This window comes from Mucilaginibacter dorajii, from assembly GCF_024808255.1.
In the GTDB taxonomy this organism is placed as follows: domain Bacteria; phylum Bacteroidota; class Bacteroidia; order Sphingobacteriales; family Sphingobacteriaceae; genus Mucilaginibacter; species Mucilaginibacter dorajii.
This window is the reverse complement of sequence record NZ_JANTYS010000005.1, coordinates 54,326-77,225: the sequence shown is the minus strand read 5'-3', so window position 1 is coordinate 77,225 and position 22,900 is coordinate 54,326. Positions and strand designations below refer to the sequence as shown.

Sequence of the window (22,900 nt, the reverse complement as noted above, 5' to 3'; positions counted from 1 at the left end):
AATATTTATATAATGGAGTAGTTATTAAGCCAATGCTTTTGCCCAATAGGCAACTTGCTTTAGTCCGTCATCTATTGTGTATTGGGTTTTAAAGCCAAGTTGGGATAGTTTATTGATATCTGCCCGCCAGTTTAATGGATCACCTTTGGGCACTTTACCATCGAAGGTAATCTCAATATCAATATCTAAGTGCTTTACTATACAATTGGCAACGTTCGCCACGGTATTTTCGGTGCCAGATCCTAAATTATATACATCAAAACCCGATTTGGCAGATGATTCCAAAACTGTTAGTACTGCCTTACAAAGATCCTCGACGTACATAAAATCCCGACTTTCTAACCCTGTACCAAACAGCTGTATACTTCGTTCGCCAAGTGCGGCAGCTCTCATTGCACGTAAACTAACATCATAAATTAACTGCTTCCTTAACCCAGGTCCATAAACAGAAAATATCCGAAATATGGTAGCTTTTAGCCCCATGGCTCTTGAATAGTTGGCAAGCAATGATTCGGCAAGCGCCTTGTGTATGCCATATGGCGAGATAGGTTGCAACGGTGTTTGTTCACTAATTGGTAGCTTTATCGGATTGCCGTAAACAGCGGCACTTGAAAAGAAAAATATCTGGGCTTGTGGCTGGACTTTTAGCAGGTAGAGTGCTATTCGGGCAGTTCCGGGTAGCAAACTTGAAAAATCGCCGTATGGGTCATTAACAGATAAAGCTACAGATGCGCCGCCGGCCAGGTGACACACTGCTGCCAGATTAAAGCCTTTAAGTAACTGATCAAGATCGGCATTTTCAAGAGAAGAGGTAGTAAACCTGCTCCACAAATGAGGCTTGAGTGGGGCCCTCAAATCAATACCTACCAACTGATAGCCCTGCTTTGCAGCTTCATCTGCAAGGTAGGTACCCAAAAAACCCGAGGCTCCGGTGATTAACAAAGTAGGGGCAGTGTTCATGAAAAAAAGAGTTTAGGGTTATCAAAGCATTCTTTCCAGCGTGCAGCCATTACCGCTGTCGAAAAATTTTGTTCGTAATATTGCCTCAGTCTTAAGGGATCAAACTGATTGTTTTTTACGTTATGGATAAGCACCGATAACCCTATCGTAATATTGTCTTGAGTTGGCTGAACCAATATGGTATCTGGGTTGTTTTTACAGCAATCACGTATCGCGCCGATATTAGTGGCCATAAATGGTAATCCATAAGCCATCGATTCTAATAAAATTAGTGGCAGGCCTTCCATTTCTGTAGATGTTAATACAAGGCAATCATAAGAGGCCATCAATTCGGCACCTTCACGGCTTGCAGGATAACCACCATTGAAGTTTATTTTATCTTGAATGTTTAGCTCTTTTGCAAGCTGCTTTAGGTTGTTTTCTTCATCACCCTCACCCCATAAATCGAGCATCAAATTATCTTGATCTGTTAGTTCGGCAAGTGATTTAAACAATAGCGGTAATCCCTTGTTGCCAGCCAACCTGCCGAAATAAGCCATTCTTATTTGTTCCCTGGATTTATCTTGCTTTGATCTTAATACCCCATCTACAGGTGGTTGTGGGAAACAAGGTAGCCAATTTACACCACACGGGTTAGAAAGTGTTGCTTTCCAATACTCAAGCATAGAAGGAGCCTGAACCGCAATACCATTAAAGTTTTTGCGACTGCTATTCCAGATGTCTTCATCCTTCGATCTATTAGCAATAAAATCCTGGGCAATTTTGAAGCAGCTTGATGGAAGAAAGGTGGTAATAAAGTTAGATGAATTAGAGAGGCCTATGCTTACAAAAATATCAGGGTTGTAAATCTTCGCGCTAATACCGGCAGTAATAAGGGAGCTGTACTTTTTGATTTTTTGTAGGGCACCGGAAACTTTGTGTTCAATTTGTCCAATTAAATGAGAGCCCCCAAAAGGTTGTTCTTCTTTTTTCCTATCTGTTATGTTAATGATTTTGATTTCATAACCTGCTTGTTTAATAAAATCAAATAGTTCCCTATAGGCTGTTTGGGCACCTCCTAAACCATCTGTATGGCCCATTAATAAAATTCTTTTGGGGGATGGGTTGGTCATTTTAATTTACTTTGATTACCTAATTGATGCTTAGTTTAGTTATTTATTAACACACAGGTTGATAGCTATACCTGGTGTACGCTCTTGCTGCCTTTTTTAAATTACTTTGAGGGGCTAACTGATTGTGGATGTGACTGGCATGCAGCACAACCTGCGGTGAAATGGCTTGATAAATACCTTTACTTTCCATTTCTTCGGCTTTATATGTCTTATCATCGGGCGGAATAAGTACAGGTATTCCTCTTTCCATCCAGGCCAGCGCCGATCCGCTTTTGTCTATACCATCCACAGCGCTTGTTACAATACCTATGTTTACAAGTTGCATACAACGATTGATCATGCCGGCAGATAACGCCCCTGTTTGCCAATGTGAAACATCTGGATAGGATTTAACCAATTCAAGTATATCCTGTCTTCTATTATGGCCAATGAATAAAATTCCAAGTTTCAGCCCTTCAGACCGTGCAGCGGTTGCAGCCATCAGGAGTAGCTGATCTAATCCGGGGCTATTATAAGTTGTTCCAAAAAAGCCCAATATAAGCCATGAATCCTGGTTTAAAACCAAGGTCGATAAATTCGATCTTGTTACCAGGATTTCCCAATCATGTTGATTGCCAGTATCATTAATTGGGATATTTCCAAAAATGGGTACAATGATCGATTCTATGCCAACTTGCCTTAAATGCAGCCAATAAGGGCGAATACTGGTGAATACAATTTCTGGTTTTAACAAACCGATCATGTTTTTTATGAAAAACTTTTGCAATTTTCCGAGTACCTGTTCTTTCAAGCCTGCATTTACCGCCATGCCGCACCAAAGCTCGTGAAGCATAATGTGAAGTTTCCTTTCGTCTAATGCTTTGCGCAACCCTGTTAAAATGTCAAAAGGTAGTCCGCGTTTGTTATACCCAAATCCAACATACTGAAGGCTGACCAGATCCGGATTAAATGTTTTCATTTGTATACCCAATCTACGGTATCGTTCAATTGAAGTCATAGATGCAGGTAACCGAAGCACCTGCAGCTCAATTCCGTCTAATTCCTGGGTGGCTTCTTTTGTATCGGGTATAAAGCTATCTTTCAGTGCTATAGCATCTGCCTGGTGTCCCTGTTTGATAATTTCACAGGCAAGGCGACGCACGTAATCGCCAACCCCGTCGCAACCCGGTTGTAAAGACGCGCAGATAAAAGTGATTCTCATTGGTAAGGTGCAGAATTTGAGCTAATCAGGTTAGATTCTGTAGAACGCTTCTTTTTAATTTTGTAAAAAAGTGTCGTGATTGTATTAATTCGGGTTTCTTGAGCATTAAGCCCAAATAACTGGATAACCTGCTGCCTATCTTTTTATGAGCATTTTCATATTCCCAGTCACTAATATGTTTTTCTGGCAGTAATTGGTATTTCAAGGCTAATTTCAAGTCCTTTTTAAAGTCTTCAAACAAAGGGTTTTTCAATAGTTCATTGTAATAGTCAATAAGTTCATCGGCTTTGCTATCACGGATTACCAATGTTTTTGAGTTTTCATGATATCTGAAGTGTACCAGAATCTCATTACTGTATATTACCTGGCTAAATTGAATGAAGTAAGCGGTGAAAAATATCCTGTCAAAATAATAAGAGGATTGTTCCGGGAACTTGCCGGCCGCTTTAATGTTGTTTAAATCGCACCAAACGCCGGGCTGATGAAATGTGCTTTTTAGCGACAAAAATTGATGGCCTGAAAGACCTTTATTCTGAATAATATCTTTAAAACCCGGATCACTGTCATAAAAGTTATAAACGTTGCCTGCAACCGAGTATCCTTTTTTAAAAGCGTTTGCTATCGTAACTAAAGCGTCTGGTGCAAGGTAATCATCGCTGTTGATCCAGTTAAAGATGTCCCCGGTGCTTTTGTCAATTCCCTTATTTATAGCGTTGGCCTGGCCCTTATCTTTCTCGCTAACCCAAAAAGTTATCCATTTTTCATATTTCCTGATAATATCAACAGTGTCATCTGTACTACCACCATCTATAACGATATATTCAAGGTTGGGGTAGTTTTGTAACAGGATTGATCGGATGGTTTCTTCGATAAATTTACCCTGGTTATAGCTCGGCGTAATTATTGAAATTTTAGGCCAATGCTTTTTTGATTCATAGACATCTTGTTCTACCTCCTCATTCCATGGCCAGCCACGTTTTTGACTAACCAATGGTAGTTCATTCAGTAATGCCATGTGTTTTAACTTTAATTTTGTTAATCATTATTAAACTAAATAGTACGTGCATTATAGCTTCAAATCCTGCCACGTATATATTAAGCAGCAGTATACCATGTAATGTAGAGATGTCAATCAATGAAGCGGATACAGCTATTGCCGCTATGCTTAACGGTATCAGGATTATTGGTTTTATAGCCCAGCCACGGTGTGTGTATAACGAAAAAGACGAACCTGCAATTAATGCAACGCAGCTACCGGCAATATTTAATACCATTTCGTTTTTCAGATTGGCATAAGCCGGACCGAGGATCCACAAAATGGGTGCTGGAAACAACCAAACAATGGTTATAATTAACGCCATCAGTGCAAATAATACAATTTGTATTTTGATATAGTTACCTAATAAAATCCTTTTATCATTTGCCAGTCGGGCAAACCGGGGAGATATTAATGTTGAAAAGAGTACATTAAATAAGCCAAGTACCATTACCAGGCGGCCGAGCGCACCAACCTGGGCTACTGCCGTAGTTGAGCCAAATATTGATATGAGCCAAATTGTTATTTGCCCGGATGCACAGTAATAAATAGCTCCCGGCAAAATCTTTTTAACGAAAGATAATATCTCTTTGGTAATAAGTGGATCGGCCGGTTGATCAAAACGCGCATATTTATAAGAGGATTTTCTTAATTGCAGGTTTGCCCAAATTTGGGGTAAACCAGATGCCAACACTGCGATGTATGCCCACGGGAACGAAAATATGGTAAGCCCTACAAGTATTAACCTTAAAACATTGGTACCAACCTGTATTTTTTGAAGTGGCGCTATATCTTGTTTTAGTTTTGGCGCTACCTCAAGCAAGGTGCCCGATAACGACATAAAAAATGCGGGTATAAGCGACAGTGTAATTAATGATGCCATTAGCCAACTGGCTCCATGATGCAACAACAAATACAATAAAATTGGCACTGCAACGAGAAGGCTGCCAATAGCTAATTTTTTTCTAAGATCTAAACCTGTAGCGATGACGAGACCCAGTTTTTCGCGGTCCATCCATATTTTGCCACCTTGAGACATCACACCGGTTGATACACCTCCATCAGCCAATAAGATCATCGTACCCAGCATGGTATTGGCAAGGGTATATAACGCGTATTCTTTGGTAGGTAGTAATCTTATTACAATAATTGCACTTAAAAAACCAATTACTTGTATAATTAACTGTGCCGATCCGGTTATGGTAATGAGCTTTCCCCATTCAATGATTTTTGCATATTTTGAGGGAAGTGGAAGATTTTGAACGGCAACTTTCATACTGGTGTTCCCTGTGTGTTGGGTGTTATGATGGAAAGATTAGCTTGAGCAGTACCATGTTTTACTGTAGCTAAATGATTTAAAATAAATTAAGCGTGTTGTTTTCTTAATTTAGGATTGGCGTAATAGCTGTTGTCGTAATTATACCCGTAGCCGTATTTGGTGCGTTGGATGCCGTTAAAAACTATATTTAGGTTAGGAAGTTTGTTATCCTTAACCATTTGTTTGATGAAAATAAGCTCAGATTTATCGGTATAACCTTGCTTAACCACGTATAAGGTAACATCGCAGACCCTTGCCAAAAGCAACGCATCTGTTACCAGGTGAATTGGCGGCGTATCAATTAATATATCATCGTACTCGTCTCTTAATTTATTGATGAGTACATCCAGTTTTATGCTATCCAGCAGTTCAGACGGATTTTCTGGCACTGGACCAGAGCCAATCACTTTCAAATGCTCATGTACGCCAGATGATTGAACCACTTCTGTTAATGTTGCGTTGCCGGCAAGATGATCGCTTAAACCTAAGTGATCTTTCTTAAGCATTAATATGTCTGATATCTTTGGTCTGCGCATGTCCAATTCCAGTATAATTACTCTACGGTTGGTTGCTGCAAGAGCTGCCCCCATATTGCCGGTAATAAAGCTTTTACCCTCACCGGCAACGCTTGAAGTAAACATCGTTACCCTTCCACTTGGTTTGTTTTGGTACAGTAAATGCAAATTCGTGCGTAATGATCTGAATTGTTCTGCTATGGCAAAGGCGTTTTTTTCAAGTACCACAATCTGTTCTTTTCCTTTGTTTTGGTTTAATTCGCAAATAACAGGTGCTCCGGTTGCTCTCTCTATTTCGGCCCGGTTCAGTACCTTGTTTTTTAGGAGGTCCCTTCCGTATATCAACGATGCCGGTATCCCGAATCCAAGCAATAGCGCCAGTACATAAGGGACTTGTTTTTTTGACTTTGGTGCAATATAATAGGGGTCTTCAACAGTACGGATACCGGTTAAGGTAGATGCATAGCTTAGTGAAACCTCTTCTTTTTTCTGCAACAGATAGATATACAGGTTTTCTTTTATGCTTTGCTGCCGTTTTATACTGATGTACTGCCTTTCCTGCCCCGGAATATTTTTGATGGAGGCTTCAAAGCCAGAGTTGTTATGTTGAAGCTCATTTTGAACGGATAGTAAGGATGATTTAATGCCGGTAATGGTTTCTTTAAGAGCTACTTTAGTTGCTTTAATCTGCCTGTTTAGCGGCTCAAAAATAGGATTCTGTTCTGGTGTTGTTGCCAATAACCTATCTCGTTGTAATTGTAGTTTTGATAACTGATCAACCAGGCTTATCAAGCCGGGATCAGAAATGCCGAGTGTAGCAGGCACATTGCCCGACGAAGTACTTGAGTTTGCATATCTTTCAATACCTTCAATAACGTTAAGCTGTACATTTACGTCATTTAAACGCGAGTCATTAGTCTGAACATTATCTAAATAAAACTTTGATTTTGATGAGATATCTGTAAGACCGATGCTGCTTTTAAATCCTTCTACATCTTTTTCTACATTGGTTAGTTCTCCGGTAAGTGACGATAACCTATCGTCAATAAACTTTAAAGTACTTTGAGTTACTTTATTTTTATCCTCAATGCTCGATATTTTGTACGCTTTTATCAATTGAGTTAAAATTTGCTTCCCTCTTTCCGGAACTTCATCTTCTAACTCCATCTCGATAATAGGTGCATCTTTATTCAATGAAACTAAAATTGAGTTTTGGTACTGTGTAACTACATCTTCGGGGTTTTGTATATTAATGTTGATGGTTTTACCAATGTATGAGTCAAAATTTTTTGTTTTTACAAGTTTCCATGAGCCCAATCCGTTTTTTAATATTGTATTGAAGCTGTACACCGGCGAATCGCCTTTTGAGGTCTTTATTACAAAAGAGTTGGCGTCTTCAATGAAAATTGCGAGCGATAACTCGGTAGCGTTTCCTGAACTTTGTACAAGTTTAAACATTACTGGAGTGCTTGCGTAGATGTCTTTATGGCTGTAATCGCTGGCATCTTTGTAGTTCACTGATAGTTGCAACGCATTTACAACCTCCCTTATCATTGGCCTCGATTTTATCAATTCAAGTTCACTTTCAATATCTTTTGGCTGTGTAGCAACATCAATTTCGGCAAGTACTTCTTTTGCATCGGGCGACTTTTTTTCGTCTTTGATAGCCAGTTTTGCTTTTATGTCGTACACGGGTTTAGCACTTTTAATATAAAAGTACGCTATGCCGATTGTAATAAGCAGGCTGACCAGGAAAAACGGCCAGCTATGCAAATATTTGGTAAAAAGGCCGCGAATATCTTTTTGCGGAACCTCTTCTCTGTCGTCAAAAGAAGAGGATAGAAACAGGCGTTCGTTTTTCATAGTATTAATTTTTTAGTACAGTAGTAAGTACAATTGTAACTACGGATAAGGCAGAAAGGATTAAGCTTAAGGTTCGGTAACTTCTATCGCCAGAGTTGGATTTGGTTTTATCTGGCTGCACATAAATTACATCATTGTTTTTGAGGTAATAATAAGGCGATTTAAATAGATCGGCAGATGTAAGGTCGATGTTAATGTATTGTCTGTTCCCGTCAATTTCTCTGATTAGCAATACATTATTTCTAATACCTGTTATATTTAAATCGCCTGCAAGCCCTAAAGCTTCGGTAACAGTAACACGCTCATTTTGTATCTGGTAAATATTCGGACGGGCAACATCGCCAATCACGGATATTTTAAAATTGGTTATCCTTACATTAACAGATGGCTCTTTCAAATATGTTGTCAACTTCGTTTGTATTCGCTGTCTAAGAACATTTGTAGTTATTCCTTCTGCTTTAATGCTACCTATTAATGGCAATTGTATATTACCGTCCATATCAACAAGGTAACCGTTAGGCTTATTGCTCTCATCTTTCCATGCATCTGGATTAAGGCTACTTACCGTAATGCCCAGGATATCTTCTTTTTGAATTGTTAACGGCGAATAGTTGTCAATTTTTTCATTTACCGAAGAAGAGCGGTTTACATTCTGAAAATAAGGTATGTTCTTGTATGAATTACAAGAAGCTGCTAACAGAACAATGGTTGATAAAATTAATAACCGGGTAATGTGGGTATTTATTTTCATATGTTTAAGTAGAATTTTTGAGAGTAAGGCAATGACGGCAACTATTGTTTATTAGAACTCGATAGGTTGCTTAAACACTTAAGGTGTTTACTAAGGGGATAAATAAAGGGCTTGTTATAAAGCTTCGCCACTTCACTTACAGTGACTGGGTTTTATTAATTAATTAAAATATTCATAATAGTGCTAACACCAATGGTGTTTTGCTGAAATATTTTCATAAAAATAGGCTTAAGATTGCTATCGTCGCAATATTATGTGAGTTTGATACAAAGCGTGAAGATTTGTATAACAAAGTGTGAAATGATTGTGAATGAAGTGAGAAAGGTAGATTGCATTGCCTGGGACGGGGAGGAGATTAGGTTATTTTGATGCCTGCTTACATTTTTTCTTGTGTTTGGGGAAACACATTGTCTAATTAGGAGCGCTGTTGAGGATCTATTGTAATGTATATATTATTTATAAAAATATATGCCTTAAGTAAAGAGTTAAATACCCCAGGGAATTATGGTTGTTTAAACACTGAAATCTCGCCCTTGTAAATTAATTAATGGATAAACCGATTTATTTGGTACGATAATTTATATGGATACAATATAAAAACCGAACCGTGAAAGATAAAATATTGGGAATCACAAAAAACACAGCGCAATGGGTAGTCGTCTACACACGTTCCAACTTTGAAAAGCGCATTGATAAGAACCTGAAAGAGCAGGGAATTCTATCATATTGTCCATTAATAACTTGCCGCAATCAATGGGCAGATCGGGTCAAAACCGTTGAAAAGCCATTTTTTTCATCATATCTTTTTGTAAAGGCTTCTCTGTTTGATATAACAAAAGTGAGAAGTTCACCAGGCGTAATTAACTTGATAACAAACAATGGCAAGCCTGTTGTTATTACCGACCAGGAGATAGAGCAGATTAAACTAATTACCCGTAATTACTCAGATGCTCAGGTAGTTAGCATTGGAAGCTTAAGTATTGGTGACAAAGTTAAAATAAATGATGGTGCCCTTTTTAATGTAGAGGGTATAGTGAATAAAGTAATGGGTACCAAAATACTAATGATCATCGAACAGCTTGGCTGCGCTGTTGTTGTAAAAGCTAATCAAGTAGCTTTAAGCGTTGCCAGCTAAATGCATTTATGATCCTTTATTTTTTATTCAATAAGGCTTGTTGCAGATTTAACTGTCCTGTTTTTTAATTACTTTATTTATAGCTAAATATGGATATTCATCATGGACAAATCATCGAAATGGTAATCAGGCGTGAGGGATATAGCATTAGCGAACTTGCCAGACTTGCTAAAGTTAACAGAAGGTCGGTATATTATTGGTTTAACCAGCAGTACCTGAAAACTGAACTCATTTACCAGATAGGTGTACATATAAAACACGATTTTTCTGTGGAGTTCCCTCATTTATTTACCCCCGAGGATTTTAAACCAATGACTACATTGGGTAGTTTTAATGCGGCCAGGGGTACAACACAGGAGCATATAGACGCCGAATACTGGAAAGACAAATACCTGGATATTTTAGAAAAGTACAATCAACTCTTGATTAAAACAACCGAACAATACATCTCTGGAAAAGAAATAGTTAATGACGATCGTTTGTCTGGAACTGGCTTTAAATCTGGAAGTTAAGCTTGTTTGTTGTGGTAAATACTTTTTAGGTATAAGCTAATCTCGCGTAAAAATTTAAGCTGAGGACGTATTTCTTCTATTGTTAGATTTTGACTGTCGTTATCAATAACAGAGTCGGATATGATTCCGATCATGTTGTCAAAACCTTCTTTTGTAATATCCATAAAAGCAGAACAGTGCATTAAAAATTCTTCAAATTCATGCGCGTTAATGTCGAAATCTATTCCGTTAACATTAATAATGTGCTTTTCTTTATCGTTAGAAAATCTTTTTCTTTCAACTATCATTTCAGCTTCTATGTTGTAATAATATTATAAATAAAGGTTAGATCGTTAGCTTAAACAGGGGCCTTTTAATTAGTCTTCTACGTAGTTGAGTAGTAAAGGTTTCATGTTTTAATCTATTATTTCAATAGTCGTATAAGTTGTAATGTGGTGATTATCATTACTTTTTTTAGGCGCTGTTTTGCAAGTGAAATTCGCGCGTGATTGTATTGGGTAAATTAATACTCGTTATGGGTATTAATTTACTCGTTTTTGTGGGGTATTAAATCAACATAATTTAGCTAATTTGTAACTTTTTTGTTAGATAGGGAGGCGAAAATATATTTAATTGTCGATTCTTATTTTTTATTTCACTAAGTATGTTATTTATTATTTTTAATATTTTTAATTTATCGATATTTTTTCCATGTATTTCCATCTTGTATCTATTGTATGAAAATGCCAATCGAAAAAAAATAATTATTTCTATTTACATTTATATTATTGATTATCGGAATGAAATAATTGGTTGTATGATTGGGGTATACGTTACAATGCTAAATTCGTGCCATTAAATATTTATAAAAAAGTAAAAAATTGAGAAGGAAATTGAAAGAATGGCTGCAAAATGTGCATTAATTTTTAAAGTTTAGTATAATAATATGAGAAGAGGCGGGTGGAGGATTCCATTTTTTTTCCTCTTAAAGAGTTTTGACCTGGCAGGTGGCATACCTTGCAGAGGATAAAACCGCCTGCAAGGCATTAAGGATGATAAAGAAGTACGTTTTGTGTAGACGAGAATCTGTTCGATAAGTTTTTTGGTATGACCTGGCTATTTGATCATCGATTTAGAAAAAAGGCACATGGTTAACATTTAAGGCTTAGACCAAATCAGAAAATAAGTTAGAAGTTTTTCCTTACATTATGTAAGTAATCATTAGGTGTGGATTGATAGTTAAATGCTATTTATACCCTTAATATGCGACCCAAAAATGAAAAGAATAATTAATACAGGAATGATGATGGCCAATGATACGTTTCTAAGCTGAACAGGGTCTGCATCACCGTAAAGAACTGCTTTGAATGATTTAGTTAATGATTTCATTTTATTTTGTAATTAAGTTTAAATTTCAATCCTTAGGTCTTTATTGTCATAGTCTGCATTTCATCAAATCTTAGGGTAAATTTGGGTGCTAACTAAATGATAGTCATAAAAATAGGTCAAAATATATTCGGTAGGGGATAAATTAGAAATCTGATACAATGTGTGAAAATCTGGATAATGATTTCACATCATACAGCAAGCAGGTAGCTTATGAAGGGTAAGGTCTTAGCTCTATTCCCCTTATTCAGAAACTAAAAAAGCTGCCTGGTCATGGCAGCTTTTATCTTAAATGGTTTATTAATAGAGATAGTGGTTTATCAAACCATCTCCTGTATGTTAGATTCCTAATCATCCATCCCTTCCCAGGTGCCGGATTGAATGCCACCTGCTGATAAAATTGTTGTAAATATTTGAGTGTTCATGTTGTTGCTTTATTAATTTATGTTGATGCCCCAGGGTTGTTAAACTATCTGTTATTTCATCGTCCTTAATATTGAAGACGATTCAGAATTGAAAACATTTTAAATTTTTTTATTTTTTTGTTCGACTGTTTGTAAAATGAAAAAGTGATACTAATGCTATTTAAAATTTCTGCCTTTATGAAATACCTCTTTGAGCTTGCTTTCCTGTACTTGCCCTTTGTTTGATCCGTTTGGATATGGCTTGCTTGTTTCGTCGCTGCGTGATAATGTCATCACCGGCTGATCATCGTTGCCAACAGGGGTAAGGCCATGCAGTAATTTTGATAGGTTGAAACATCGTTTTATAATAACATGAATTACCTGGCCTTCAATCTGTAGTTTTCCTTCAACCATTAACAGGCGGGATTGTACGATCTCTTTGCGGTACTTATCAAATATCTTTTCCCAGGCTACCAGGTTGCTAAAACCGGTTTCGTCTTCAATGGTAATAAAAAGAATGCCTTTGGCAGTGCCTGGCCTTTGCCGCACGGTTACCAGGCCCGCTACCTTTACCTGGTCGCCATCCTTTAGGTTAGATAAATTGGCCGTGGTGGTTACCCCGAGCATGTTTAGCTGTTGCCTCACAAAACTTACCGGATGTGCCTTAAGCGACAGTCCTGTTGCCGCGTAATCTTGTATCACATGCTCGGCAGCAGTCATAAATGGTAAACTAACCTGTGTTTCTATAGCGCTTTCTGATGGCTGACCGGTAAATAAACCGATGGGTTTATCATTAAGCGCGGGCACTTCCCATAAAGCCTCACGCCGGTCGAGGTTCATGGAGCGGAAAGCATCTGCATCGGTGAGCTTTTCAATTGCGGCCTGTGGTACACCAGCATCGCTTAGCTCACTAATGCTGTTATAATCTTTGCCTCGCCGGGCTATCAAAACCTGCATATCATCTTCATTAAGGCCCTTAACCTGGCGAAAACCGAGGCGTAAGGCGCAATATTTGCCCACTTTTTCTTCCAGCGTATTATCCCACCAGGAGTGGTTTACATCTACCGGCAGTACATTTACACCATGCCGCTCAGCATCTATCACTATTTGTGCAGGCTGATAAAAGCCCATAGGCTGGCTATTAAGCAAGGCAGCAGCAAAAACATCAGGGTAGTGGCATTTAAGCCATGAAGATATGTAAACAAGGTGCGCAAACGATGTAGCATGGCTTTCGGGGAAACCATAACTGCCAAAACCTTCCAGTTGTTTAAAAATGCGGTTGGCAAAATCCACAGTATATTTTCCATCTTTTGTCATCCCATGAACCAGCTTATCTCTGAAATCACTTACCATCCCCTTAGCCTTAAAAGTAGCCATACTGCGGCGTAATTGATCGGCTTCGGCATGTGAAAACCCTGCAGCTACAATGGATATCTCCATCGCTTGTTCCTGGAATAACGGAACGCCTTTAGTACGTGTAAGTATATCTCTTAATTCTTCATTCGGATATTCTTCATCTTCTTTTCCATCACGTCTACGTAAATAAGGATGCACCATATCGCCCTGTATTGGCCCCGGGCGAACAATGGCTACTTCAATTACCAGGTCATAAAAGCATCTTGGCTTTAAACGCGGCAGCATTGACATTTGGGCCCGGCTTTCTATCTGGAAAACACCCAATGTATCGGCACGGCAAATCATATCATACACAACAGGGTCTTCTGCAGGTACAGTTGCCAGTGTCAAATCGTAATTGTGATGCTGCCTCATCAGGTCAAATGCCTTACGGATACAGGTAAGCATTCCCAGGGCCAATACATCCACTTTTAAAATACCCAGATCTTCCAGGTCGTCCTTATTCCATTCCAGTTGGGTACGATCTTCCATCCGGGCATTCATTACCGGGCACAGGTCAGAAAGCTTGCATTGTGTGATCACAAAGCCGCCTGTATGCTGGCCTAACTGCCGTGGAAAACCTATCATTTGGTCGGTTAACTCCAGGGTTTTATGCAGATGCGGATCGTCTGGATTTAAACCCTGTGCTATAATGCGTTCCCGGTCAAAAGCTTCATCTGTAAAATCCCATATTACCCCCGAAAGCCGTTTGATGGTATCTTCTGATAAGCCCATCGCTTTACCTACATCTCGGATAGCGCCTTTATGTCGCTCCTGGGTTACCGTAGCCACAATGGCCGCATGCTCACGCCCATAGGTTTCGTAAATCCATTGGATGATCTCTTCCCGGCGTTCATGCTCAAAGTCAACATCCACATCGGGCCATTCGTCTCGCGCGTCAGACATGAAACGGGAAAACAGCAACCGTGATTGAGTAGGATCAACAGGGGTAATACCCAAACAAAAACAAACTGTACAATTTGCCGCCGATCCGCGTCCCTGGTGTAAAATGCCCAGTTCTTCGGCTTTTTGGGTGTATTCATAGATCCGTAAAAAGTAAGGTGCCAATTTCCGCCGTTTAAAAAAGGCCAATTCAAAGTCTATCTGTTCACTTACTTTTTCAGGTACTTCACCAAATCTTTTTTTTGCACCATCCCAGGTATGTTGTGCCAGGTGCTCATCAGCTGTACGCCCATCCGGGCTAACCCATTCCGGTTCAAGGTATTTTAAAGTATCTAAAGAAAATTGGCAGGCATCAGCAATCTCCTGTGTGCGTTCAAGTACACCCGGATAGGGCCTAAACAAACGCTCCAGCTCATTCATTGGTTTCAGGTACCTTTCGGCATTGGCATGCAGCCGGAAACCGGCATTGTGAATGGTGCATTTTTCGCGTACACAGGTTTGTACATCCTGCAGTTCCCTTCTGCCGGCTTCATGGTAATACACATCATTGGTGGCTACCATAGGTACATTTAACTGCTGCAGCCGGTAAAATCTTTTGGCATCATCGCCGGTATAGGAGCGGGTTGCAGCCAGGTAAAGGTTTGCTCCAAAAACAGCATGGTATTCTTTTAAAGCGATTTTAAAATCATTCTCAAAATCAAAACGATTATTTAGAACTGGTGGGGGGATAGCAATAAATTTGATATCCTGCTGATGGTCAAATACGTCCTGTTTGTATAGTTCGCACTTGCCTTTCTCTGTACGGAGGTTCCCTTTGGATAGTAAAGCGCATAAACGCCCCCATGCGGTTATATCTGTAGGATAAGCCAATAAACCGGGGCCATCCGCCAGGTCGAGCCGGCAGGCGGGGATGATGGTTATATTTTTATCACGGGCCGCCATATGTGCCCGTACTACGCCGGCTACGCTATTACAGTCGGTAATAGCTATTTTGGTATAGCCCAGTTCTTCAGCCCGCAAAACCAATTCATCGGGGTGCGATCCGCCCCGCATAAAGGTAAAATTGCTTGTAACCTGTAACTCTGCGTAATACATAATCAATAATTAAGCAAAATAACCATGTAGATACCAGGCCGATTCCACATCGGTATAATGCCCTAACCGGAACAGCCAGTAACGCCTGCCTTCGTTGTCTTCAATCATATAATAATCGCGGTGCAGCCCTTGATCTGCCCACCACTCCCGTTCTATCCGTTCGGGGCCATCAGCTTTGTTGATGTGATGCACTTCGCCTTTATAAATGAACAACATAGGCGGGTAATCCGGCAACCTGAAGGTAACTTCAATCTTTTCTGGTCGGTTTAATAATAATGACGGGCGGGGCCTGCCTGTGCGCCAGGTGGTTGCAGGCTTATCTTTTACCGAAAGTGCCGGCTTAATGGATTGCTCGGGCCAGTAACGCTCCTGGGGCAGGTAGCGGTGAATATTGCCGGCACCAATCTTATTGGCCAGCTTATCCAGCAATTCTGTAAGACTGCTATCCTCAAGACTACAACCCTCTGGCGACCATAGTGCTTCCTGCTCCGGTTCAACTTCTTCTACCTTGGGTGCTTCCAGTGTAAAAAGTTCAATACCCAGCCCGGGGGCAAGCGTAGCAATCTTTAATTCAAATAATTTAAACAGATGCCCGGTATGGTGTGTGGCTTTACTGGTGCCAATGGCAGCCTGTATAATGCGGCCATCTACCCGGTAGCCTTTTAATATAGCTGTACGCATCCCCATGCCTTCGCTTTGTAAGCGCCGGCAAAGGTTTTCCAGTAATGTTTTAATGGCAATTTCAATAGCCGTGGCCGTACGGATAGGCTCCAGGCAGGGAAGCCGTTCGGTATAGGGTTCAACAGGGTGTAGAAGCTGTAAGGGTTCATTTTCATTTCCTAAGGCCTGGTCAATCCTTAACAACAACTCCTGCCCAAACCGCCTGCGTAATACCGACCGGCCTATGCCCATAAAACTTTTAATGGTGTAAAAACCTAACTTTTGCAGTCGCTCTAAAATAGCCGGCTCTAAACGCAAGGCAGCAGGGGGTAGGGTAAGCAGGGCATCGGTTTGCATGCCGGGCCCAATAATGGGCTTTATTTTTCCAAAGCGAGCTATAGCCCAGGCAGTTCCCGCGGTATCGGCCATGGCGCCACGTACATCATAACCTTTGCTTATTAAGCGGGTTACAATTTCTTTAAGGTAAGCCCGTTCGCCACCCCATAAATGCGCGCAACCAGAAACATCCAGGATAAGGCCATCTGGTAAATCGGCAGCAACAAGCGGTGAGTAACGGATACACCACTCGCCAAGCGCCTTGATCAGTTTTGCAGCCTGCCCGGGTATTTCATCAATAACTACTAAATCGGGTACAATAGCTTTGGCATCTGCAGCCGGCATGCCAACAGTTACACCTTGTGCCTCTACCAATAAATTGGTTGCCGTTACTACTACACGGTTTTGTACAGGAGTAGTAATAATAAAAGGCACACCCTTCAACTCCGGTCGCCGTAGTGTTAGCCAATCGGTAAGTAAATGCCGAAACCATAAAGAAATAAAGCGCTTATTCATCATCAATACCTCACTATCCTGTCATTCGGTTATTTTCTGACATAATTTCTGCCTCTTCTTGCGCCACGGGAACAAAACTGTCATCAATCCATTCCAGTTGCCAGCTGCCTGGGGTACCATTACGCACCCGTAACAAATCTACCTGCCAGCGCGGAAAACCAACTCCGGGTAACCCATCCTCCAATTGACTTGGTAAAGGCGATACCTGCCAGCGGGCCACACAGGTGGTGGTACCCAGCTTACGCGGATCGTTACGTAACAGAAACCCGGTTACTTTACTGCTTTCAACCGCCAACTGTAAGCGGCGCGATTGTGCAAAGCTAATCTCCCTGATCTCGGCTATCACTGCCGCCACTCCCTCACATTTCAAGCCTTCTTCCATCGCCCAAAGGGCATCTTTCTCTTGCTGTACATCTATAAAAATAACCTGGTGTGGTTGCACGTTAAAAGTGATTAAGGCCGGGGGAAAAAGCTTTCTGGAGGTACTTATCCAAAGGCATGCGCCTCCCTGTTGCATTAAAGTGGCCAAAATGCCGGCCATTAAGCCCGCTGTTGCGGCGGCCTGCTCAGGTGCAGGGCAAAGCATTTCATGAATGGATCCGGTTGGGAAAACCCCGTTTGGAAAAGCAGCTTCCAGGGGGCCAAGGCCGATACCTTTAGCCTTGCCCGCCACCGGCGGACTAAAGCCCTGCCATAGCAAAATATCCTTTTGCAGCCGGCTGATAATATCATTCCTGTTTTGGTGCATGATCACTGATTTCGAAATGTAAAGTTATGCTAATATTTTTAGTATTTTATATAAAAACTTACAAAATAATTTACACCTTTGTTTTATCATGATTAACAATACGTATCTGATCAAAGAGGCAAAGGCCTGGATCAAGCGAAAGAACGGTCCGGATGAAGTTGTGCGGATAATACCCGATTTAAAGACCAATGACCCCGTAGTGAGTTATGAGCTATACATTGCTTATGAAAATGATCCGGATTACCTGGGGCGTATTTTATTTGATGCAAAAGGCTATTGGATTTACGACGGAGAGGTGTTAAGCATTGCCGAGCAGGAGCAGTTGGCCCGGTTTATTATCAATTATGTTGAAACGTATTGATAATTAAAGCAGGGAAATCGCGTTTAATATTTCCGCATAAGGTAACATCTTTCAATGGGCACAATAGGTAGCCGCTATGCGGCATTCTTTCGTCTTATTTAAATATTCTATGCCGCATAGCGGCTACCAATTTGTAGAACAATTAATTTATGCTTTTTTGCTCCATAGGAGCTACCTTTTGCTACGCAAATCTTTAAAAGCGATTTCCCTGTTAATTAAATAGTTCCTGAAAATTAAAAAGCCCTCAATTGTTAATTTGAGGGCTTTTTAATTGATATAAATTTGAAGTTTTATTTGCCAACAGCAAGCTGCTCAGTGCCAACTGTACGGCCCGGGTAAACTTTTAATGCTTCTTCCAGGCAAATCATAGCCGCTTTCAGATCATCATTATTAAGTACATAAGCCATACGTACCTCGTTAAAGCCAGCGCCTGGTGTGCTGTAAAAGCCGGTTGCTGGGGCCATCATTACGGTTTGATTATTATATGTAAAGCTTTCCAGCATCCACTGGCAAAACTTATCGGCATTATCAATCGGGAATTGGGCCACTACGTAGAAAGCGCCACCCGGATTAGGGCAATAAACACCGTCTATTTTATTAAGCGCACTTACCAGGGTATCCCGGCGACTGGTGTACTCCTTATTTACAGCCTCAAAGTATTCATCAGGTGTATCAACCGCGGCTTCGCCGGCAATTTGTTCAACCATACCAGCGCTTAAGCGGGCCTGGGCAAATTTTAAAGCAGCCGAGATCAATTGCTTGTTTTTGGTGATCATACAGCCTAAACGGGCGCCACAAGCGCTGTAGCGTTTGCTTACGGTATCCATTACTACCACATTATCATCCAATCCATTTAAATGCATTGGCGAAATAAAGGTGCGGCCATCATAACAAAACTCACGATAAGCCTCGTCAGAGAAAATATATAGGTCGTATTTTAAAGCAAGTACTTTTAACGCGTCCAGTTCTTCCTGCGAATACAGGTACCCGGTAGGGTTATTGGGGTTGCAAATGATAATAGCCTTGGTTTTATCAGTGATCAGTTTTTCAAACTCGCTGATAGGGGGCAGGGCAAAGCCGTTATCTATATAAGATAAAATGGGTTTTACCACAATATCGCTCTGGCTGGCAAAACCGTTATAATTGGCATAAAAAGGCTCGGGGATAATCACTTCATCACCGGCATCAAGCGTTGCCATCATGGCTATGGTGATAGCTTCTGAACCGCCTGTGGTTACAATAATATTATCGGGGGTAATGTTATAACCCAGCTTGTTATAATATTCTGTAAGTTTTTTGCGATAGCTTAAAGTACCTTCAGATGGTGTGTACGCCCAAACTTTAAAATCAATATTTTTAATGGCATTCAGCATGCCTTCTGGGGTTTCAATATCCGGCTGGCCAATGTTTAAATGATAAACTTTTTTGCCATCAAGCTTAGCCTTATCAGCATAAGGCGTTAATTTACGAATAGGAGATGCGGGCATGCGCTGCCCTTTTTGAGATATTTTTGGCATGTGCAAAATTACTAAAAAGATACTATTGATGTGTGCAATATGCCTGTAAACAAAAAAAGACCCAAACCGGGTCTTTTTTTGTTTATTTTGTTCACTCTTTAGGAAAAGTGAATTATAGCTAATAAGTTACAATTATTACTTACTTGAAGCGGGTTTGGCTATAACCTCGCCAATAATATTCAAATATTTTTCGGGTGTTACCGCGTTTGATTTAACTACAATTGTTTTGTTAAAAGCCGATGCCACAGCCGCGTTATAGGTGATTTTAATTACACCTTTATCACCACTTTTTACCGGTGTTTTGGTATAATCAGCAATGGTGCAACCACAGGTTGGCCTTACTTCTGTAAGTATAAGTGGCTCTTTACCAATGTTTGTAAATTCAAAAACAGTAGTAACCGGAGTGCCTTGTGGTATTTTACCAAAGTCGTGTTTTTCCTCGTTAAATTTAAACTCGGCCTTTTGGTTATCTTGTGCCGATGCAGTAAAGGCAAAACCTAAAACCACTGCGCAAATCATTAGTATCTTTTTCATATGCTATATTTGATTAACACAAATATAAAAGGTTTAATGTAATATCAAAACTATTGTCAAAACTCCATGTTTTAATTGTTACTATTCCAATTACAAAATAGAATTTTATACTTTTACCGTCTAAACAGAATTATATATGCCTGAAACTACAATGCGTGCTACCAGCAAATTTGATACAGCTGAGCTAAGTTTTGATGATTTCAAAAAGATTGTGATTGATGATTACCGTATTGGCTATGAGAGCAGGCAGGCCAGTATTATAGGCAGAAAAGAAGTTTTAACGGGCAAGGCCAAGTTTGGTATTTTTGGCGATGGCAAAGAAGTTGCACAACTGGCTATGGCCAAAGCCTTTAAAGCAGGCGACTGGCGTGCGGGCTATTATCGCGACCAAACATTTATGTTTGCTACGGGGATGAGCAACCTGAGGGAATTTTTCGCTCAGCTTTATGCAAACCCCGATGTTGAAAAGGATCCTTCTTCTGCCGGCAGACAGATGAATTGCCATTATGCTACACGTTTTATTAATGCCGATGGGAGCTGGGCAAACCAGGCCGAAACAATGAATTGTTCATCGGATATTTCAACTACAGGTGGCCATATGCCCCGTTTGCTGGGCTTAGCTTATGCATCAAAATTATATCGGCAGAATAAAGAATTAGAATACCTTAAACAGTTTTCTGTTAACGGTAATGAGGTTGCTTTTGGAACCATAGGTAATGGGGCAACATCCGAAGGTTTGTTTTTTGAGGTATTTAACGCTGCCGGGGTACTACAGGTACCTATGGCTATTTCTATATGGGATGATGCCTATGCTATATCTGTACCGGCTAAGTTGCAAACCACCAAAGAAGATATTTCTGAAATACTGAAAGGTTTTCAGCGCGAAAATGGCTCAAACGGTTTCGAGATCTTTAAAGTTAAAGGCTGGGATTACATCGCTTTATGCGAAACTTATGCAAGGGCTATAGCCGTTTGTCGTGAGGAGCACGTACCGGTGCTCATTCATGTTATTGAAATGACGCAGCCGCAAGGGCATTCAACTTCGGGATCACATGAACGCTATAAATCAAAAGACCGCCTTAGCTGGGAAGATGAGCACGATTGTTTGCTTAAAATGCGTCAATGGATGATATCATCAGCTATTTCAACAGAAGAGGAATTGACCGAACTGGAAAATGAGGCTAAGAGATATGTACGCGAATGCCAGCGCGAAGCGGCCGGAGAACTGATTACGATAGTAAATACCGAACTGGAAGAAACAGCTACAATAATTGAACAGTTTGCTGAAACTGTTTCGGTAAAAGATCAAGTTATTGATATAGCGACCGAATTGCGTAAAAGCTATGATGCCGGTCGTAAGGAAATTGTATCTGCAATAAGAAAAACGTTACGGGCAACGGTACAAGAAGATTCGGCAGAAAGGCAGATCCTTGCCAACCTGCTAAAGGTTGAAAAGGATAAAGCAAATGTAAGATACAATTCAAAATTATTTTCCGATACACCACAATCGCCTCTTTATGTGCCTGTTGTGTTGGCTACTTACGGCGAAAATGCACGGGCCATCAACGGAAGTGAGGTATTAAACGCCTGTTTTGATGCCAACTTTGCGCGGGATAAAACTATTGTTGCATTTGGCGAAGATTTAGGCGCTATTGGCGATGTAAATCAAGGCTTTGCCGGTTTACAAAGCAAATATGGCGATATCAGGATCACTGATAGCGGCATTAGGGAAAGCGCTATTGTAGGGCAGGGTATGGGCCTTGCCATGCGTGGTTTAAGGCCGATAGCCGAAATTCAATACCTCGACTATCTGATTTATGCAATGACGGTGATTAGTGATGACATTGCCAGCCTGAGCTATCGCACCTTTGGCGGTCAAAAAGCACCGGTAATTATTCGTACCCGCGGCCACAGGTTGGAAGGCATCTGGCATTCTGGTTCACCGTTAGGGATGATATTGGGTTCGATGCGAGGCTTTCATATTTGTGTGCCCCGTAACATGACCCAGGCTGCCGGTTTATATAACACGCTGCTACGTGGCGATGAGCCAGCCCTGGTTATTGAAAGCCTTAACGGTTATCGCCTGAAAGAAAAATTACCTTCAAACGTTGGCGAATTTACAGTGCCTTTGGGTAAAGCAGAGATCATGACCGAAGGGTCTGATGTTACGGTTGTATCATACGGTTCAACGTTACGCATTGTTTTGGAGGCTGCCGAAGAGCTGAAAAACATGGGTATCAACATTGAAGTTATCGATCCGCAAACACTGTATCCATTTGATAGAGATCATGTTTGCAGCGCTTCATTAAAGAAAACTAATAAGTTATTGGTAATTGATGAAGATTTACCGGGAGGTGCCTCCGCGTATATTATTCAACAAATTTTAGAAGAACAAAAAGGTTATTATTCCTTAGATGCACAGCCAAAAACATTAACCGCTAAAGAGCACCGCCCACCATACGGATCAGATGGCGATTACTTTAGTAAACCATCTTTTGATGACATTGTTGAAGCCGTTTACGCCATCATGAGCGAAGCTAACCCAGCTAAGTTTCCTGCAATTTATTAGTATCAAGTAGCAGATAGTATCAAGTAGTAAGTATCAAGTATCAAGATTTTTCTGGCTTTATGCCGCATTGCTAAAACTTAATACCTTTTCTCTG

At 40.5% G+C, this 22,900-nt stretch carries 18 protein-coding genes; 4 read left to right on the top strand and 14 right to left on the bottom strand.

Translation table 11 applies throughout. The annotated features are described in order from the left end of the window. Positions 1–24 precede the first annotated feature (24 nt). The 7 genes from FHS10_RS08295 to FHS10_RS08265 form a co-directional block, all read right to left on the bottom strand. The gene (locus FHS10_RS08295; RefSeq protein ID WP_259089241.1) at positions 25–960 is read right to left on the bottom strand and encodes an NAD-dependent epimerase/dehydratase family protein; all 936 of its coding nucleotides are present in this window, start codon (positions 958–960) and stop codon (positions 25–27) included. Continuing rightward, entirely contained in the window at positions 957–2,072 is a 1,116-nt protein-coding gene (locus FHS10_RS08290; protein WP_259089240.1) for a glycosyltransferase, read from the bottom strand. The genes FHS10_RS08295 and FHS10_RS08290 overlap by 4 nt, the downstream gene beginning before the upstream one ends. A gap of 46 nt (positions 2,073–2,118) precedes the next feature. Continuing rightward, on the bottom strand, positions 2,119–3,273 hold the full coding sequence (locus FHS10_RS08285; protein WP_259089239.1) for a glycosyltransferase: 1,155 nt from the start codon (positions 3,271–3,273) through the stop codon (positions 2,119–2,121). A 25-nt stretch (positions 3,274–3,298) separates the two neighbouring features. Beyond that, complete coding sequence (locus tag FHS10_RS08280) at positions 3,299–4,288, bottom strand: glycosyltransferase family 2 protein (protein ID WP_259089238.1); 990 nt, start codon at positions 4,286–4,288, stop codon at positions 3,299–3,301. After that, positions 4,272–5,585, bottom strand: coding sequence for an MATE family efflux transporter (locus FHS10_RS08275; RefSeq protein ID WP_259089237.1), 1,314 nt, complete (start codon positions 5,583–5,585; stop codon positions 4,272–4,274). The genes FHS10_RS08280 and FHS10_RS08275 overlap by 17 nt, the downstream gene beginning before the upstream one ends. 89 nt (positions 5,586–5,674) lie before the next feature. Beyond that, complete coding sequence (locus FHS10_RS08270; RefSeq protein ID WP_259089236.1) at positions 5,675–8,005, bottom strand: GumC family protein; 2,331 nt, start codon at positions 8,003–8,005, stop codon at positions 5,675–5,677. 4 nt (positions 8,006–8,009) lie between these two features. Further along, positions 8,010–8,756, bottom strand: a complete 747-nt coding sequence (locus FHS10_RS08265; protein WP_259089235.1) for a polysaccharide biosynthesis/export family protein — start codon at positions 8,754–8,756, stop codon at positions 8,010–8,012. A 607-nt stretch (positions 8,757–9,363) separates the two neighbouring features. Between FHS10_RS08265 and nusG the strand changes: the two genes are divergently transcribed. Both nusG and FHS10_RS08255 read left to right on the top strand, forming a co-directional pair. Next, positions 9,364–9,891 (top strand): transcription termination/antitermination protein NusG, encoded by a 528-nt coding sequence (gene nusG / locus FHS10_RS08260; RefSeq protein WP_259089234.1) that lies wholly within the window; start codon positions 9,364–9,366, stop codon positions 9,889–9,891. Positions 9,892–9,980: 89 nt separating this feature from the next. Beyond that, the gene (locus FHS10_RS08255; RefSeq protein WP_259089233.1) at positions 9,981–10,403 is read left to right on the top strand and encodes a helix-turn-helix domain-containing protein; all 423 of its coding nucleotides are present in this window, start codon (positions 9,981–9,983) and stop codon (positions 10,401–10,403) included. Here the strand turns inward: FHS10_RS08255 and FHS10_RS08250 are convergent. The 5 genes from FHS10_RS08250 to FHS10_RS08230 form a co-directional block, all read right to left on the bottom strand. After that, complete coding sequence (locus tag FHS10_RS08250; RefSeq protein WP_259089232.1) at positions 10,400–10,690, bottom strand: hypothetical protein; 291 nt, start codon at positions 10,688–10,690, stop codon at positions 10,400–10,402. The genes FHS10_RS08255 and FHS10_RS08250 overlap by 4 nt on opposite strands. A gap of 931 nt (positions 10,691–11,621) precedes the next feature. Next, positions 11,622–11,771: a hypothetical protein gene (locus FHS10_RS08245; RefSeq protein ID WP_259089231.1), complete on the bottom strand. Its 150-nt coding sequence runs from the start codon at positions 11,769–11,771 to the stop codon at positions 11,622–11,624. 578 nt (positions 11,772–12,349) lie between these two features. After that, positions 12,350–15,565: an error-prone DNA polymerase gene (locus FHS10_RS08240; protein ID WP_259089230.1), complete on the bottom strand. Its 3,216-nt coding sequence runs from the start codon at positions 15,563–15,565 to the stop codon at positions 12,350–12,352. Between the two features lie 9 nt (positions 15,566–15,574). Further along, positions 15,575–17,080: a Y-family DNA polymerase gene (locus tag FHS10_RS08235; protein WP_310504181.1), complete on the bottom strand. Its 1,506-nt coding sequence runs from the start codon at positions 17,078–17,080 to the stop codon at positions 15,575–15,577. 10 nt (positions 17,081–17,090) lie between these two features. Beyond that, the gene (locus tag FHS10_RS08230; protein WP_259089229.1) at positions 17,091–17,825 is read right to left on the bottom strand and encodes an ImuA family protein; all 735 of its coding nucleotides are present in this window, start codon (positions 17,823–17,825) and stop codon (positions 17,091–17,093) included. 88 nt (positions 17,826–17,913) lie between these two features. On the opposite strand from FHS10_RS08230, the gene FHS10_RS08225 reads away from it, so the two are divergent. Continuing rightward, on the top strand, positions 17,914–18,186 hold the full coding sequence (locus FHS10_RS08225) for a hypothetical protein (RefSeq protein ID WP_259089228.1): 273 nt from the start codon (positions 17,914–17,916) through the stop codon (positions 18,184–18,186). 290 nt (positions 18,187–18,476) lie between these two features. Here FHS10_RS08225 and FHS10_RS08220 read toward each other — a convergent pair whose 3' ends face one another. Both FHS10_RS08220 and FHS10_RS08215 read right to left on the bottom strand, forming a co-directional pair. Then, positions 18,477–19,703 carry a pyridoxal phosphate-dependent aminotransferase gene (locus FHS10_RS08220; protein WP_259089227.1) on the bottom strand — a complete coding sequence of 409 codons (1,227 nt, stop codon included), beginning with the start codon at positions 19,701–19,703 and terminating at the stop codon, positions 18,477–18,479. A gap of 135 nt (positions 19,704–19,838) precedes the next feature. Beyond that, positions 19,839–20,237, bottom strand: coding sequence for a DUF1573 domain-containing protein (locus FHS10_RS08215; RefSeq protein WP_259089226.1), 399 nt, complete (start codon positions 20,235–20,237; stop codon positions 19,839–19,841). A gap of 136 nt (positions 20,238–20,373) precedes the next feature. Here FHS10_RS08215 and FHS10_RS08210 point away from each other — a divergent pair, with 136 nt between their 5' ends. Then, on the top strand, positions 20,374–22,806 hold the full coding sequence (locus FHS10_RS08210; RefSeq protein ID WP_259089225.1) for an alpha-ketoacid dehydrogenase subunit alpha/beta: 2,433 nt from the start codon (positions 20,374–20,376) through the stop codon (positions 22,804–22,806). Positions 22,807–22,900 lie beyond the last annotated feature (94 nt).